This is a genomic window from Paenibacillus sp. N3/727 (genome assembly GCF_022637315.1).
GTDB lineage: Bacteria > Bacillota > Bacilli > Paenibacillales > Paenibacillaceae > Paenibacillus_AQ > Paenibacillus_AQ uliginis.
In genome coordinates, this window is the sequence record NZ_CP093336.1 from 6,178,086 (window position 1) to 6,194,852 (window position 16,767).

At 41.9% G+C, this 16,767-nt stretch carries 17 protein-coding genes; 9 read left to right on the forward strand and 8 right to left on the reverse strand.

Going from position 1 to position 16,767, the window contains the following annotated elements; all coding sequences use genetic code 11:
• Positions 1 to 3: 3 nt before the first annotated feature.
• The 6 genes from MNQ98_RS28805 to MNQ98_RS28830 all read left to right on the forward strand — a co-directional run bounded on the left by MNQ98_RS28805 (position 4) and on the right by MNQ98_RS28830 (position 6,406).
• Positions 4 to 915 carry an alpha/beta fold hydrolase gene (locus tag MNQ98_RS28805; protein WP_241931240.1) on the forward strand — a complete coding sequence of 304 codons (912 nt, stop codon included), beginning with the start codon at positions 4 to 6 and terminating at the stop codon, positions 913 to 915.
• 36 nt (positions 916 to 951) lie between these two features.
• Positions 952 to 1,785: a MerR family transcriptional regulator gene (locus MNQ98_RS28810; RefSeq protein WP_241931241.1), complete on the forward strand. Its 834-nt coding sequence runs from the start codon at positions 952 to 954 to the stop codon at positions 1,783 to 1,785.
• 101 nt (positions 1,786 to 1,886) lie between these two features.
• On the forward strand, positions 1,887 to 2,915 hold the full coding sequence (locus MNQ98_RS28815; RefSeq protein ID WP_241931242.1) for an NAD(P)H-dependent amine dehydrogenase family protein: 1,029 nt from the start codon (positions 1,887 to 1,889) through the stop codon (positions 2,913 to 2,915).
• Positions 2,916 to 3,134: 219 nt separating this feature from the next.
• Entirely contained in the window at positions 3,135 to 3,824 is a 690-nt protein-coding gene (locus MNQ98_RS28820) for a Dph6-related ATP pyrophosphatase (RefSeq protein ID WP_241931243.1), read from the forward strand.
• 176 nt (positions 3,825 to 4,000) lie between these two features.
• The gene (locus MNQ98_RS28825) at positions 4,001 to 4,828 is read left to right on the forward strand and encodes an AraC family transcriptional regulator (RefSeq protein WP_241931244.1); all 828 of its coding nucleotides are present in this window, start codon (positions 4,001 to 4,003) and stop codon (positions 4,826 to 4,828) included.
• 273 nt (positions 4,829 to 5,101) lie between these two features.
• On the forward strand, positions 5,102 to 6,406 hold the full coding sequence (locus MNQ98_RS28830; protein WP_241931245.1) for an NtaA/DmoA family FMN-dependent monooxygenase: 1,305 nt from the start codon (positions 5,102 to 5,104) through the stop codon (positions 6,404 to 6,406).
• A gap of 319 nt (positions 6,407 to 6,725) precedes the next feature.
• On the opposite strand, the gene MNQ98_RS28835 is transcribed toward MNQ98_RS28830, so the two are convergent.
• From MNQ98_RS28835 to MNQ98_RS28855, 5 genes are all read right to left on the reverse strand, one after another.
• Positions 6,726 to 7,805 carry a transposase gene (locus MNQ98_RS28835; protein ID WP_241931246.1) on the reverse strand — a complete coding sequence of 360 codons (1,080 nt, stop codon included), beginning with the start codon at positions 7,803 to 7,805 and terminating at the stop codon, positions 6,726 to 6,728.
• 5 nt (positions 7,806 to 7,810) lie between these two features.
• Positions 7,811 to 8,209, reverse strand: coding sequence for an IS200/IS605 family transposase (gene tnpA, locus MNQ98_RS28840; protein WP_241931247.1), 399 nt, complete (start codon positions 8,207 to 8,209; stop codon positions 7,811 to 7,813).
• Between the two features lie 149 nt (positions 8,210 to 8,358).
• The gene (locus MNQ98_RS28845; protein WP_241931248.1) at positions 8,359 to 9,240 is read right to left on the reverse strand and encodes an aminoglycoside phosphotransferase family protein; all 882 of its coding nucleotides are present in this window, start codon (positions 9,238 to 9,240) and stop codon (positions 8,359 to 8,361) included.
• A gap of 96 nt (positions 9,241 to 9,336) precedes the next feature.
• Positions 9,337 to 9,474, reverse strand: coding sequence for a hypothetical protein (locus tag MNQ98_RS28850; protein ID WP_241931249.1), 138 nt, complete (start codon positions 9,472 to 9,474; stop codon positions 9,337 to 9,339).
• A gap of 50 nt (positions 9,475 to 9,524) precedes the next feature.
• Positions 9,525 to 10,115, reverse strand: a complete 591-nt coding sequence (locus tag MNQ98_RS28855) for a TetR/AcrR family transcriptional regulator (RefSeq protein WP_241931250.1) — start codon at positions 10,113 to 10,115, stop codon at positions 9,525 to 9,527.
• Positions 10,116 to 10,496: 381 nt separating this feature from the next.
• Here MNQ98_RS28855 and MNQ98_RS28860 point away from each other — a divergent pair, with 381 nt between their 5' ends.
• A complete protein-coding gene (locus tag MNQ98_RS28860; RefSeq protein WP_241931251.1) occupies positions 10,497 to 11,348 on the forward strand; it encodes an alpha/beta fold hydrolase in 852 nt (283 codons plus the stop codon).
• An 87-nt stretch (positions 11,349 to 11,435) separates the two neighbouring features.
• Here the strand turns inward: MNQ98_RS28860 and MNQ98_RS28865 are convergent, their stop codons facing one another.
• The 3 genes from MNQ98_RS28865 to MNQ98_RS28875 form a co-directional block, all read right to left on the reverse strand.
• A complete protein-coding gene (locus tag MNQ98_RS28865) occupies positions 11,436 to 12,161 on the reverse strand; it encodes a FlxA-like family protein (RefSeq protein WP_241931252.1) in 726 nt (241 codons plus the stop codon).
• 166 nt (positions 12,162 to 12,327) lie between these two features.
• Entirely contained in the window at positions 12,328 to 12,999 is a 672-nt protein-coding gene (locus tag MNQ98_RS28870) for a YdeI/OmpD-associated family protein (RefSeq protein WP_241931253.1), read from the reverse strand.
• A gap of 40 nt (positions 13,000 to 13,039) precedes the next feature.
• Positions 13,040 to 13,864: a Cof-type HAD-IIB family hydrolase gene (locus MNQ98_RS28875; protein WP_241931254.1), complete on the reverse strand. Its 825-nt coding sequence runs from the start codon at positions 13,862 to 13,864 to the stop codon at positions 13,040 to 13,042.
• A 234-nt stretch (positions 13,865 to 14,098) separates the two neighbouring features.
• On the opposite strand from MNQ98_RS28875, the gene MNQ98_RS28880 reads away from it, so the two are divergent.
• Complete coding sequence (locus tag MNQ98_RS28880) at positions 14,099 to 15,028, forward strand: L-lactate dehydrogenase (RefSeq protein WP_241931255.1); 930 nt, start codon at positions 14,099 to 14,101, stop codon at positions 15,026 to 15,028.
• Positions 15,029 to 15,060: 32 nt separating this feature from the next.
• The gene (locus MNQ98_RS28885; RefSeq protein WP_241931256.1) at positions 15,061 to 16,638 is read left to right on the forward strand and encodes an L-lactate permease; all 1,578 of its coding nucleotides are present in this window, start codon (positions 15,061 to 15,063) and stop codon (positions 16,636 to 16,638) included.
• Positions 16,639 to 16,767: the final 129 nt, after the last annotated feature.

Genomic DNA, 16,767 nt, shown 5'->3' on the forward strand with positions numbered 1-16,767 from the left:
TTGATGGATACGAAGGATTTATCTATATTTAGAAGCGTTAGTGCGAGAGCGCACTTTACAGCCGCTTATGACCAAGCGCTGAGTGAGTGGCCTGTTTCTTACGAATCCTGCTTGGTTACAACTGACTTCGGAAGTACCCATATGATCAAATGCGGTAATAAGGCGAATCCACCTCTGCTGCTCATTCACGGAATGACCGCAACCTCGCTCATGTGGAGTGCAAACATTGCTGAATGGTCCAAAAATTATTATGTTCATTGCATTGATGTCCCTGGAGACTTTGGCAGAAGTACACTCCTAAAGCCGCTTTCAAGCAAAGAAGCAGCAGCGCAATGGCTGTTGGAGCTAGTCCGTGAACTGCAATTGGGCGCGTTTCATTTATTGGGGCATTCCATGGGCGGTTTTTTGTCTTTGAATTTTACGGTAGCGCATCCATCGCATGTACATTCGCTTGGGCTGCTGGCACCTGCGGGCTCCTTTGCGCCGCTTTCAAGGATGTTCTATTTAAAGATGTTTCCTCCTGTGATGTTCCCAAAACCGTGGCTTATTGATCGCGCATTCAAGTGGTGCATGTCTAAGCATAATAACCTGGGGCTACTTCCCGAGTCCTATAGATCACTGCTTGCAGCGAGCTACCAGAGCTGCGTCCCTCGGCTCGGGCTGCTTCCTACCGTATTTACTGAAGAAGAACTGTCACAGCTCCCAGTCCCTACCTTATTCACGGTCGGGGAAGACGAAGTCATTTACCGCCATTCCATCAAGACAGTTCAAGCGAAGGCGAGCATCATTCCAGATGTCACAATAGCAACCATCCCGAAGGCAGGGCATCTCTTAAGTGTTGAACAGAAACAACAGATTAACGAGCTTGTCATTGATTTTCTTGGAAACCATCCTATAAGCTCCAACAAACATTAGATATGACTAAGCATGATTGAGAAGGGATCTATCGTTATGGATAAACTATCGATCGGCCGCATGGCCGAATTGAATCATACCTCTGTGCAAACGCTACGCTATTATGCCAAGCTGGGGCTGTTAGAGCCTGAGCATGTTGATGAAAACACGGGTTACCGTTACTACGGAATCAAGCAATGCGCCAGACTGGATATGATCAACTATATGAAATATTTGGGCATGTCGTTGGACAATATTAAAGCTTGGTTCGACAGCGAAAATGTTGAATCTATCCCCGAGATGCTGCGGCAGCAAGCGGTTCTCATTGAGCACAAAATGAAGGAACTGGATCAGATGAAAAAGGCGGTCCAAGTCAGCATTAAAAATTATGACACGTATATGAGCGCTCCGGGGAACGGACATATCGTTCTGCAGCGGATTCCGGAGCGCAAAATTTATTGCTACGACAGTAAAGTCAACATTTATGAGAATACGCTTGAAACGTACGAATATATACTGCGGGAGCTGCGTGCTCAGGCGATCGTCAACCATTTGCCAATGGCGTACTTTTGCAATGTCGGCTCTATTATCCGGCAAGAAGCGATTGAACGGGGCCATTTTGTATCGACGGAAGTGTTTTTGTTCGTAGATCCCGATTTTGAAATGCAGGCAGGCGTGGAGATCATCCCGGAACACGACTATTTGTGCATATATTGCGATAGTTTCTTTCATGAGCAAGAGTATGCGGGCAAATTATTCGATTATGTACATGAGCACGGTTACGAGGTGATTGGGGATTACATTTGTGAAGTGGTGGTGGAATTACCGGTATTTCATCATGACGAGCGGAATATGTTTATGAAATTGCAAGTTCCGATCAAAAGAAGTTGACTCTATAGTTACTATAGAGTTTATGATAAGGACATAAGGAGCTCCCAGCATCATTAACATTATAGTTTGTGAAAATAATAACAATGTAGGAGGTTGTCCATATGAAAGAAAGAATTAGAGTCATTCAATACGGCTGCGGTAAAATGGGTCAGGTTTTCCTCAGATATCTGTATGAAAAAGGTGCAGAAATCGTAGGCGCGATCGATATGAATCCGAACGTCGTTGGTAAAGATGCAGGTGAGGTAGCAGGTTTGGGCGTGAAATTGAATGTTCCTATCCGCTCCGACGCTGAGCAAGTATTTAAAGAATGCGACGCACAAGTGTGCATCATTTCCACGACAAGCTTAATGACAGATATGTATGACGCTTTTGAATTGGCGGCTCGTCACGGCGTGAACGCAATTAGTACGTGTGAAGAAGCGTTCTATCCTTGGACAACCTCCCCTGCGCTGACCAACCGTCTGGACCGGCTTGCTAAAGACAACAATTGCACCTTAACCGGTTCGGGATATCAGGATGTGTTCTGGGGTAATTTGATTACAGTATTGGCGGGCGCAACGCATCAGATTACTAGAATTGAAGGCATGTCCAGCTACAATGTCGAAGAGTACGGCATCGCGCTTGCAGAGGTTCACGGAGCAGGCTTAACGATTAAGGAATTCGAAGAGAAGATTGCCAGTAACAATGATCTTCCGTCCTTTATGAGAAACGCCAATGAATGGTTGTGCTCACAGTTCGGATGGACCATTAAATCGATGGATCAAAAATTGATTCCGATGACGCATGATCAAGATCTTCATTCCACTACACTTGGCAAAACAATCCCTGCTGGCGATGCCACTGGCATGTCCGCAGTCGTTACAACCGTCACCCATCAAGGACCGGTCATCGTGACAGAGTGTATCGGCAAAGTGTATGCCGAGGACGAAGTGGACCACAACGATTGGGTCATTAAAGGCGAACCAAAAACAGAGGTCAACATCGCTTGCCCGGCAACGGTAGAGCTTACATGCGCAACGGTGGTCAACCGTATCCCTGAGTTGCTTCAGGCTCCGGCTGGCTTCCACACAACCGAGAAAATGGCTCCAGCTCAGTACCGCACATACCCTCTTCATTATTACGTTAAATAAATGAAAGTTTCTCTAAAGGCGACGGCTCGCAGCTGTCGCCTTTTCTGCATCCCCCCTTCCTACACCATGTAAAGATACATTTTGGAACAACCATTTGGCAGAGGCATGCAATTCGTTCATAATAGTTACGTACCTAAAGAACGACGTCATGTCATTAAAATAGAAACCTGTTCATTAACAAACATTGTGCAAAAAAAACAGCAAAGGGGTAAGAAATGCATGACAGAAATAGTAGATTGGAAAAATGGTGCTCGCGGGCATAAATTTATAGCTTCTTTTAGTGGTGGAAAGGATAGTACCCTAGCTCTATATAAAGCAATGAAGGTTGGAGAAGCCGTTGGTCTCATCGTCATGTTAGAGGAGGGAGGACAACGTTCCAGATCCCACGGAATGCCGCCGGAATTAATACAAGCCCAAGCTGAATCCATAGGGTTACCTGTATATACTGCTGCTGCGAGCTGGGATGATTATGAAACCATCTATATGAGCCTTTTAGAAAAAGCTAAAGATCAGGGAGCCGAAGTGTTAGTAACGGGAGACTTGGATATGCCTGCCCATGGATGTTGGCATGACAAAGTTACGAAAAATGCGGGATTAAAGCTTGGGATGCCTCTATGGGAGATGGATCACCGAGAAGCTGTGGATGAGTTTATCAATCTGGGGTTTGTAACGGTTCTTGTAACTGTAAATCTGTCACTAGGCATGCGGGAAGACGATTTAGGGCGGACTTTGACTCATGAATATGTAAAAGAGCTTGAAGCCCGTGGTATTGACCCTTGTGGAGAAGGCGGAGAGTTCCATACGACCGTAATTGATGGACCTATCTTTAAACATCCTATTCCCGTACGTACATGTGAAATCTTGAAGGATGGGAATTATGCCTTCTTGCCTTTAGAGTTAGATAAGTAGGTGGACACGGATACCTGATGCGGAAATATCTAATCACAAGGAGGGTACTGACGTAGAGTGCCCTCCTTGGGATTAGACCATTTTATAATTAAGTCACCTCATTAAATCATCTCCATTCACTTCCTCAACCACTTCGTACCAATTCTCGTTTATCGTACAGGGAGCAGGTGCAGTACATGATAGATTTGAATAAATTAGCCGAGATATTTGCTAGTCGTTCCTGTGATATAGAAGGTGTCTACCGTTTAGTCATCCAGCCGAAAAGTATGTTGCGTGACTTTAGGACCGTAAAGCATGGATTTCTTTTTATCATTCGTGGAGAAGCTAGAATGTGTGTGAACGGAACTGCTTACGAATTACTTCCAGGATCAGTATTTCATGCGGCTCCAGGCATGCAACTGGACTCCCAAGTTATAGGACAATCAGAGTTCGAGTACTATTCACTTTTTTATCGATTGGACAAGATAGGTGATGAAAATAGAGGTCATGAATGCGACTCTCATTTTAAGCTTGAACCGGGAACAAATCCGAGAGTGATAGAATTACTGATCCTGCTCCATCAGAATGCCCATACACTTGGGGGGATTGGGAAACTTCGTGTCAAGGAATTATTCTTAAGCATCGTGTATCAAGTTCTGGTGGGTTGCAGGTATAGGGAAAGCGGCAGTTTTCCAAGTAAAAGAGTGATAGAAGAGGCTATTGCATACATTAACGGGCATTACATGAATCCGTTGACACTCGATGAGTTAGCTAACTTGCATGCCATGAGTCCCAAACGCTTCTCATACTTCTTTCACAAATATACGGGTTTCCGTCCCATCGACTATGTCATTCATTATCGTATGGAAAGAGCGAGTGAATTACTTAAAGCAGGTCAATTTCCCATCCGCGATATTGCTGTCAGTGTCGGTTATGCCAATCCGCTATATTTCAGTAGAGTATTTAAAAACAAATTCGGTGTGTCTCCCTCTGCATACGCACATAACTTAGAACACCATAAATAATCACACAGCAAGCCTGGATTAGATAATCCTACATATAGCATTCGCGATTTGTGTATTTGCATTTTTTATAGTCCTTGCTACACTCTATATTGATAATGAGAATCATTATTAACGTTTTCGGGGGTCGCATTATGATCACCGGGGCGCTTGTTGCCATGGAGAGGCGTCTGTGCTGGATGTTAAATCGGTTGGAGCTTCGCCTTCTTGAGCATGCACTGATCGGAATACTTCCTAGGCGCAAAATTATTTTTCTATAGAGGAGGGTTGGTAGAGTTGACTACAAATAGACAATTATGTATTGGATTATCCTTATCTGCAACTTGGATGAAAGGAGTCGGTTGGCGGCGCCCAGACAGCGGTGTGGAAAAGATGGGGTCAATTGACTATTACATTGATTTGGCAAAGATGGCGGAGAAGGCAAAGCTCGATTTTCTTTTCAGGGCCGATTATCTTTATGTTAGCCCGCAGATGCTGGGCGATTCCGCTAATTTTGGCAGTCCCGACCCTACAATGATTTTTGCGGCAATTGCTCGTGAAACCGAGCGGATTGGATTGGTTACAACGGTTTCCACCACGTTCAATCCGCCGTATGTTGTCGCAAGGCAGCTTCAGTCGTTGCACTGGCTCAGCAACGGGCGCGCTGGCTGGAATATCGTAACTTCGATTGAAGGCGCAGAAAATTTCGGTGATTCGCCTATGCCTTCACCGCAAGAAAGATATGCGAAAGCAATGGAATTTACTGATGTCGTACGCAAGCTCTGGGAAAGTTTTCCGAATGAAGTCATTGTGATTGACCGCGAGTCAGGCATTTTTTCTGATAAGGATAAGGTTTCCTCAATTAATCATTCAGGTGATTTTTTCAGTGTCCAGGGACCGCTTACTTTGCCTGCCCATACATCGGGATCCATTCCTTTATTTCAAGCAGGCGCGTCAGATACAGGACGAAATTTTGCCTCTTCAATAGCGGATGCTATTTTTGCGGCGATGCCAGACCTTGAATCCGGAGTGGAATTGCGAAATGATCTGAGAAGAAGAGCCAAGGAACATGGACGCCATCCGAACGCCATCAAAGTTTTACCTGGATTATATTTTTTCTTGGCTGAAACTCGCGAGGAAGCGCATAAATTACATAAGTCTGCACATGCGCATTTGAGTGTGGAGCGCAGACATGCATCGCTCAAGTCAGTGCTGGGCCTTGATTTAAGCAGCTTTGCTTTGGATCATCGCGTAACTGCCGATATGCTTCCCGATCCGAATCAGCCAGTCCGTAGCCGGACACATGCTGAGCTGTTGCGCCGGTATATTACAAACCACCAGCCTACAGTAGAAGAGGTGTTGGCAAGGCCCGAGGTCGTCGGATCTGCTCACTGGGTTTCCGTTGGAACGGTTGAGGACGTATTGAACGATATTATTGAGCGGTTTGAGGCTGGGGCTATTGACGGATTTATAGCTCTTCCGGGCGGTTCAGAAGAATCTATGAAAATATTTTTTGAAAAACTGATGCCGCAGTTGGTTGAAAGAGGCTTGTTCAGAAGCGAATATGCAGGTTCGACTCTGAGGGCACATTTGGGTATTTAACACCTGATACTTATCAAAACATAGGACAGCCCTTCTAAGCTAAAAGCTTGGAGGTGCTGCCCCGTTTGTTTAAAAAGGAAGCCGCTGTTATCATCATAAAATTTTGATTCGTAACTGGCTCTTTGGACTAAAACTTCATTCGAAGATTGAAATCTTATTGTATTTTCTCTGATTGTTGACACTCCCACCCCTAAGGGGGCAAGCCTGCTGACGCAGTTGGAATTCTTGAGTAGTTAACGCCCTCAATCCATTTCTGTTTTGGACAACTCTCAAGTTTAGGGCGTGTCATCGCCCCTCCTAAGACAGTGCGTATAGCATCTTAGGCTGATTGACTGTTACCGCCAACCACAGTTGCGTAGCGAATATTCATCGCCCCAACGATATCACGATGATTCTCGAATCCACATGGGCACTTGTATCTTCTATCTTGTGCCTTGTTTCTTTCCGGACATTTTGGACATGATTGACTCGTATTTGCAGGATTAACGTACTCTACTTTGATCCCCACCAAGTTTGCTTTGTATTCTATGAAGGTCGATAGACGATAGAAAGACCATGTATGTAGATTCTTTTCGTTTTTACGACTTGTTCTTGTCGTCTGCCTTATATTCGTTAGTTGCTCTAAGCGAATGACAGAAATCTTATTCTCAACTGCAAAATTAACGATTTCACGACTGATCTTGTGGTCTTTGTCTTTCATCCATCGTTGTTCTTTATCGTCTAAATTGCGAATAGCATTCACTTTCTTCTGTTTCCCAAGTATTTTACGAACACTACGAAACTTCCGTTTCCTATATTTGTTTTCTCGTCCGTTACCAAAAAAACGAACTTTATCATCTTCTGTGATAGCTACCGCAGGGACTTTCAGTCCTAAATCAACGCCTAAAACTCGTATACCCGTTTTTTCAGTTGTCGGCATCGTGACAGATATTTGCGCTACCCACTTACCTGAGTTTTGTGTGATACGGAGCGTGCCAAGTTTATGCTTTAATAAATCAAAATTCCGATTATCTTTGTTGATAAACAATGCACGAATTTTAACACGATTGGATTTTCCTTCTACCATAAGTGGAATAGAAATGTGCGTGAAATCAAAAGAATAGTTTTGGTTGTTCCATACACAAACTGGTTTCTTTAGAATCGGAACAATTGTGTATTTACTTTTCTTTACTTTGGTGGAAAATACACTTTTCGCATCTTTAATCGCTTGATTTTTTACCGCACTTGGTAGATTAGCAGGAACGTCTCTCGTCGTCTTTTTCGTACTTTTCTTTTCTTCAACCATCTCAGCTATGAGCATATTCACGACCCCAATGTACTCGTTACTACTTTGTTTCAATCGTTGGATTTGTTCTGTTGTGGGAAGTAGCTTTACCTTAACTGTTATGGTCTGTGCCATATACGTCACCCCCTTGTCTTTTGTTCTTCAACATAACGCTTAATCATCTCGCTTGATACATTTCCAGCAGTAGAAACAAAATATGAACGTGTCCACAAACTCGGCAAATGCATGAGGTGTGGAAACTCTTCACGTAGCTTTCTAGAGGTATGCCCTTTCACTTTCGCCATAATATCGGCAGGACTTAATATTGGTAGTGCACTGAGGAACATGTGAGTGTGGTCTTTATCGCACTCAAGGGCGACAATCTCAATTTTTAGTTCCGCACACACTTCATGTACTAATTCTTTGAAGCGTTGCTCTACCTCTGCTTTGAGAAAAATCTTTCTTCTGTATCGTGGGCAGAACACAAAATGATAATTCAGTAGAGATACGGTTGTGTTGGTTCTTCTGTATTCGTTCATGTCTATATAGTATCAATTGAACAGATATACTGCAACAGAGAAAGGGCATAGACTTTTCGGATACTTAAAGCACCACAAACCTTTCGGCTAGTAGCACTCCGTATCCGACCTCACTTTCATCCCACACCTAAAGAAGTGGGCTTTCCCATTCAGGAAATGCTGTAATCATCTACTATTATATTAATAACATGATAGGATTCTTCTGCGATTGCTGTGTTAGAATTTTTGTTACCATTGTATGTGATCAAAGCCTTCCAAAGCGCCCATCCCCTTGCTCTATTCCAAGTTCCTTCATCCATATTTAATACATGCTTGAATATCTTTCGACTATCATTATCAAAGAATGTCCATGCCATTGCAGCATCGCAAGCAGGATCTCCTACACCCAATATTCCGAAATCAATGACCGCAGAAAGTTTTCCATCCTTAACCAATATATTTCCTGGCGCTATATCACCATGAACCCAGACAGGATCTGACTCCCATTTAGAATCTAATGCCAGTTCCCAAATTTCTTTCAATACGTGTTCATTAAAAGTATCTTTATTATTCTCAATTGCATATCTAGACTCCTCATCATATACAACTATATTTCCGCCTCTGTGGAAATTGTGCGCCCCAGCCAACGGACCTCCACTCGCATCAATCGATTGTAATTCAATTAAAAACGTCCCCAAGTCCCTCGCCAATTGATTGAGATCATTCATATTGTTTTGAGACAATGTCTCTCCCTCTAGCCACTTATTGATCGACCAAGGCCATGGGTATTCTTCATTCGGATTACCTTTAGCTAATGGTGTAGAAATGGGTAAAGAAAGTTTTTGGCGTAGTATGGGTAGCCATATTTGTTCTTTTTCCACTTGAGGGACATAGGATTCTGCACTTGGTAACCTGACACTCATATGCTCACCTAAATGAAAAGTTCTATTGTCATGCCCACTAAATTGTACAGGTCTAACCTCTAAACCAGACCATTCGGGAAATTGTTCATTTATTAATCTTACAACTAAATCGACGTTAATCATATTCATGAAATACCTCTTCTAATTATTATTTATCAATCAACAAAAATATAGTCAGTGTCGCGTTTGCTTGAAAATAGATGCATGAGAATGGCCCCTTCTTTTTTATGTGCTCGCCCACACATCTTTAGCGTAACGCCCTTCAGCTTGAAGCTGATCCAGCCAATCTTGTGCTTTCTGAAGCCCTACTCCATATGCAGTTTGATACGCTTGTTGTAAAGTAGACTCCACATCTGGTGCCATTTTACTGCCATCCCGCACACATCAGCCACGAGGTTCATGTCCGGAAAGAATCAGACTCGTATAACCGGGAACTTGCTGCCTGCTTTGAAACCGTGAAACAGTGTCTCTAATACTAGCGATGCAGCTGATTTTTTGGCAATAGTGCCTTCTTGAACCTGCTGCCAGGTGACAAAGAACAGCCAATACATCACATTCAGAATCCATTCGCTGCTCATATCCTGGCGGAAATAACCTTTATGCTGCAACAATTGGATCGCGTGCCGTAACGGTTCTTTCAGCTTCTCCTCGGCTGCAACCATCTCCGAGCTGTAATTCAGCGAGGCTTCATTAGCTAGAAAATAAACTTTGTCTCCTAGTGGGATCAGCGCCTCGACCAATTCTGGAATAAAGTTTTCGATTTGTTCCTCGTTGAGCGGAATTTGGCTGATCGTCTCTCCTACGACCTGCACAGCTCTTAACCCTAGCTGCAACATCAGCTGCTCTCTACTCTCAATGTACCGATGCAGGGTGGCAATACCGATGCCGGCGTAGGCGGCAATGTCATTCAAGGATGCTGTAGGCTTCTCGACTAAAATCTCCGTGGCCGCATCTAGAATGGCATTAAGCTTTGCTTCCTTTGTCGCTGATCTGGTGTTTTTCATCGTTATGTCCTTCTTTCTTAATAATTACTTTCATCGATTCAACTCATCAGGAAACTGGTGCAAAGCGCCCTTCGCCATATTTTAAACCTCCTAAAAGGTTTCCCCGTTCTAAAAACGCGGCTCCCTTTATCGATACACAAATACTATCATATGATAGTATTTTAAGTTATTTGTCAGATGATTTCAGCTTTTAAGGGGTACTGGGAAAATATATGCTATAATGTCCTCTATTCAAGGCAATCATGTTTAGGGGTGATAGGAATGTTAGAGCGTTCCATGGAAAATGTAATGGAATCAGTGAAGGAAAGGAAGTGGTGTAAAGAAGAGCTTTTGCTTCATGAGTAGCTCTTCTCATTAAAAAAAGAAAAGAGGACTATTACAATGAACAAATATCAAAATATAAGCAATGATGGATTTAAACTGAATTATTGTGTCAAGGGAACCGGAAAACCCATATTGGTGATCGGTAGCAGCGTGTATTATCCACATCTATTTTCGGAACATTTATATGATACATTTCAGTTTATTTTCCTTGATCATAGAGGATTTGTGAGACCGCCCCGAACTCTAGAACCAAAAGATTATATATTAGATAAAATATTAGATGATATAGAGATAGCAAGGCAGGCTCTTGGATTAACCAATTTCATCATATTAGGTCATTCAGGACATGCTTTTATGGCATTGGAATATGCTAAGAAATATCCTGACCATGTCCAAAAAGTTGTCTTATTAAATTCAGCACCTACAAATAGCGAGGAAAGACAGCGTCAAAGTGTTGCATTTTTTAATGAGACGGCAAGTCCAGAAAGAAAGAAACAGTTTGAGAAGGACATTGCTCTGTTAGAAAGTGACATCATGAAAGACCCTGAACGGCGATTCGTTCATATGTGTATTCGGATGGGAGCCCAAAGTTTGTATGACTATACATTCGATGCAGCTTACATGTGGGAAGATGTATATACGAATATGCCAATTATCGATCATCTGTGGGGAGAAGCATTCGGAGAGCTGAACCTTATACAATCACTGGCTGGTTTCAATAAACCCATATTTATTGGTTTAGGCAGATATGATTATTTGGTAGCGCCTGTTTCACTTTGGGGTTCTGTTGATGACACGTATGAGAGCGTGAAGAAAGTGATCTTTGAGTATAGCGGTCACAATCCTATGTTTGAAGAACCTCAATCCTTCGACAAGGAACTCATCAAGTGGATTGGTGAGAGCAAATAAGATTTCATTCATAAGAGTTAACAAAAAGGGGCTCTCCCTAAGTCAATTTATAATCGACTTTTTGGGGAGCCCCTTTCAACAATCTATCTAAATTCGAATATCCACATGCTTATAGCCTGTACGCTTGTCGTCCGAATCCTCTTCCTTGTTGTTTGGATTAACGTCGGACGCATGATTTACGTCTTCGCCTTTCTCCTCATTAGCTCTTTCACGGATCGCTTCTGATTCTCGCTTAACATCCTCGGTCGATTCTGTGATCTTGTCATGTACATCTCCAAGCGTTTCACCTAAATTCTTATCCAGTACTTTCACACGGCTCTCAATCTCAGAGGCCCTATCACTCTTACTGGATGAAACAAAGCCCCTGCCGGCATCCAGACTCATTTCCTTGTTTAAGACACGTAGTTCTCGCTCAAAACCCTTCTTTGTCAAATTCATAGCTTGAGCCTTAGTGTAAGTCAGATCAGCTAAGACCAGGCTAGTCATTCCCGCCGACTGCCCCTTTTCTGGATCAGCATTGACAGCTTCTTGTTTCGGAGCCTCTTCATTTTTCTTCTGCGTAAGTTTATCCGTTTGCTTCTGCTTAATCTGAGAATCGATCTCTTGCATCTGACTCTTCAGATCCTTAATCCGAAGCTGCTTCTCCTTCACGTCCATATTACTTTCTGTGGCCTTCTGGATTTGCTCTTGGAGTCGAGTCTTCATCTTTATTAACTGCTGGATCTCACGATCCATACTATTACCTAACGAGCTGATTGGACTATTCGATGTATAATTAGTGCTGTTATTTGAAGTCGCTGAGGAAATATTCATGGTATTACCTCCGTAAATATTTTATGACCTACTCTATTTATCGGCATGCTCTCGCTTATACTGCATAGAATAACCGTTTTTCATAAACAATTTGTGATACAAACTTTATATACGCAAGTAGGGGGTGTCCCAAAAGGTTCGTTGACCTGGGACACCCCCTAATGGGCTATGGATGTTCTTTGCGATATAGCTCGCGGCTCTTATAACCCGCCTGAAGAATCATCTTCATTTCATCGCGGCGTTTTGCTTTTGTTGCCTCTTGTTTAGCGCTATATACATAACGGGCCCAATCCTTACGGTACCCGGGGGTAAGCGATTGGTATAAGGCAAGCAACTCTGGAGTATCCTCCAAATCCTTCTCGACACTTGGAATCAAAGCAATATAATCATCTACACATTGACTTGATTTTGATGAAGTCTGGCCCTTGCCCTTAGCGTCCTCTTTTAAACCGACAACGGTAAAGACATTATCCAGTCCGACCATGCGCGCAAATTTAATATTGCTTGTCCCGATATACCCTTTCTCATCGCTACCTAGGCCCGCCAACAAATCATCGCGATGAATAAACGTGGGGTATACTTTATTTCCCTTTTTAGGATATGCCGCAAAGAGATATCCATTTTTATTAAGATGCTGCTGTTCAATTACACGGCCAACAAGTTCCTTTAATGACTCTATATCTAACACAAAAGCAAATATGAGATCATATGCATGCTCCTTGAGCATCGTATCATAGCCTGTCAGTTCTGCAAAATAATCTGTTCCTTCAGGCTGATTCAATATCGCCACCTGCTCGTACTTTTGTAAGCTCAGCTTCTCTACGATTGATTTAGACAATTGTGCTTCATCCCTTTTTGATAATATATTTGAATGATGATTACGTTGTCTGGACCAAATCCCTTAATAGGAACTCTTCTACTACCTTGGCCACGCCATCGTTCATGTTCGTATCCGTAACATAGTCGGCCAATTGTTTAATTTCCTCCGGTGCATTGCCCATGGCTACCCCAAGGCCTGCAAATTCGAGCATCGCAACATCGTTATACCCATCGCCCATCGCAATGACTTCAGATCGCTCGATCCCAAGCTGCTGAATTAGATGATTCAAGCTCGTCCCTTTGTTCACGCCATCTTCCGTAAATTCCAGAAAGAAAGGCTTAGAGCGCATGACGTTTAGTTGCCCTGCCAGTCTCACTTTTAATTTCTTCTCGACTAGAACCAACTTATCTGGCTCTGCCACCATCAGCACCTTAACAACAGGTACTTGAACTGCCTCCACGAAGCTAGACACCTCTACAACCTTCATCCCTGTAATTTGCGATTCGATCAAGGTATATTCGTTCGCCGCTACCGTCACAATATCATCGCCTACATAAGTTAGAGCGGATACACCTTCTTCTATGCTCATTTCATATAGGGCATGAGCCATCTGAGGCGTTAATGTACTGCTGAACGCCTCTTCTTGCGACCTCCAGTTAATGATCTTCGCTCCGTTGAACGACAGAATATAGCTTCCAAATCGTTCTAGGTCCAGCCCTTCTGCCAGTGCTTTCATGGCATAGGTTGGCCGTCCTGATGCTAAAACCACCTTAACCCCAGCTTCTTGAGCAGCCATCAGCGCTTGTTTGTTACGAGAAGAGATCGTCCCGTCATCACGAAGCAGTGTATCGTCTAAATCCAACACAATCATTTTATATGTCATATTGCAACATCCCTTTACTTATCTAATAGAGTAGTTATTTCTACTATATCATTTCTCGATAGCGGTAAGGTACGCTAGTTCGCTCGTTCCTCATATTTGAACTCTATTGCTTGCCAATACTCCTCCATAAAATTTACCTTTTTTAAACGGTCTAGAATATCGTCTTTTGGGAAAAATACACTTCAGTGTTAAAAAGTAATGATGATGAAAACACATTAACTGGAGGTCATAAATTTGAATATTACATCAGGAAGAAAGGTCGTTTTAATTGGAACAGGGGCCGTTGGTTCAAGCTATGCGTTTACTTTAGTGAATCAAAGTTTATGTGATGAAATAGTCCTTGTTGATTTAAATGAAGAGAAGGCAAAAGGTGATGTCATGGATTTAAATCATGGAATTGTTTATACACCTTCTCCGATAAAAATAAAATTTGGTACGTACGAGGATTGTAGAGATGCGGCTATTGTTGTGATTAGTGCTGGAGCAGCACAAAAACCTGGGGAAACAAGACTTGATTTAGTCAACAAAAATGTGAATATTTTTAAATCAATTGTAAAAAGTATTATGGATTCTGGCTTTAATGGAATATTTTTAGTAGCTACGAATCCTGTAGATATTTTAGCTTATGCAACATGGCGGTTTTCTGGCTTACCTAAAGAAAAAGTTATTGGTTCAGGTACCATTTTAGATAGTGCAAGATTTCGCTATTTATTAGGTGAAGAACTCGATGTAGCTCCCACAAGTGTTCATGCTTATATCATTGGTGAGCACGGAGATTCAGCAGTTCCAGTATGGAGTTCGGCAAATATTTCAGGAAAATTTATTGAGAATCATTTTACAGATAAAAGAAAAGACGAAATATTTATACAAGTTCGTGATGCAGCTTATCAAATTATTGAGTCTAAAGGTGCAACATACTATGGGATCGCCATGGGGTTAGCGAGAATAACGAAAGCAATATTACAAAATGAAGATGTAGTATTACCGGTTGGATCACTATTAGAAGGTGAGTACGGTCACACTGACGTCTATATTGGTGTCCCAACAATCATAAATCGCTCAGGAAGAAAAGACATCGTTGAGATTTTATTAAGTGATATTGAAAAAGAAAAGTTCGCAAAATCGGTTAAAACATTAAAAGAAATTGGGAGCGGCTTATTTTAAAGTGAAAAATATACAAAAGGGAGCAGTCTAACATGTTAGTAGAAACCTTTAACCCGTTTAATAATCTGTTGATCTCCTCACTTGTTGGAGCTATTCCCATTATCTCATTTCTTTTATGTTTGACCGTATTTAAAATGAAAGGGATTCATGCAGCCTTACTAAACTTGGTTGTTACCTTTTTGATTTCGGTGTTGTTATTTGATTTACCATTTGGTGAATCCATTGGCAGTGTGATACAAGGTGCAATTCAAGGAGTCTGGCCAATTGGTTACATTATTATCATGGCAGTTTGGTTATATAAGACCTCTGTAAAATCCGGAAAATTTGACATATTACGTGCAAGTATTGCCGGTATTTCACAAGATCAGCGTCTTCAGCTTTTACTCATTGGTTTTTGTTTCAATAATGCCTTTCTTGAAGGTGCTGCGGGTTTTGGTGTACCCATCGCAATTTGCGCCGTTCTATTAGTTTCCTTAGGATTCAAACCACTGCAAGCTGCCATGCTATGCCTAATCTCTAATGGCGCTTCTGGGGCATTTGGTGCAATCGGAATTCCTGTTGGCATAATAGGCACCTTAAATTTAGAGGGTAATGTTACTTCCATGGATGTATCCATGATGACGGCATTTACGTTACCTATAATTAATTTTACAATTCCGTTTTTACTCATTTTGTTAATTGATGGGTTCAAAGGGATTAAAGAAGTTCTGCCAGCCATTTTAGTGGTATCTACCACCTATACAGCATCTCAAGCTATTGTTACATTACTGATGGGACCTGAATTAGCTGATATCATCCCCTCATTATTAGCTCTAGGGATACTGGCGTTATTTTCAAGAAAATGGAAACCTAAACATATTTTTTCACTACATGATCAAGCGGTTCAAACGGAAAAACATTCTGTAGGTAATATTATTAAGGCTTGGTCTCCATTTTACTTATTAAGTATATTTGTTTTAATATGGAGTCTGCCTGCATTTAAGGGTCTGTTTGCAGAAGGCGGGGCTCTAGATTTCACTACATTAACCTTTAAAATACCAGGGTCTACGCTAACCTCAAAAGTTGATCTAATAAGTGCAACAGGTACAGCCATCTTATTGGCAGTCCTAATCACAATAATAACTACAAAATCTATCGGTTTCTCAAAAGGATTTACGCTCTTTAAAAAAACAGTTACAGAATTTTGGATTCCTATTGTAATGATATGTGCAATTCTAGGCATAGCTAAATTAATGACTTATGGTGGATTAACAAGTGCAATAGGTGAAGAGATTGCAGCAACCGGAAATTTCTTTCCATTACTATCGCCAATCTTAGGTTGGATAGGAGTATTTATGACGGGGTCTGTCGTGAACAATAATACATTGTTTGCGCCAATTCAAGCAACAGCAGCTAATATCATTGGAACAGATCCAGCATTATTAGTTGCTGCTAATACTGCAGGAGGCACTATGGCAAAACTAATTTCCCCACAATCCATTGCAATTGCAACAGCTGCTGTTGGCGAAACAGGTAAAGAATCTGTTTTAACAAAAATGGTTTTAAAATATAGCATAGGTTTCTTAACCTTTGTATGTATTTGGACATTTGTATTATCGTTGTTATTGTAGCTTACTTTTTCATGAAAAGACGAAAGACGTGACGTGCTTGATCGTAATCAGTGATCAAGCACGTACACGTCTTTCGCTTACTATTCCTAACTCTTATTCTTCTTTCTTAACCTTTTTCGCTTATCTCCT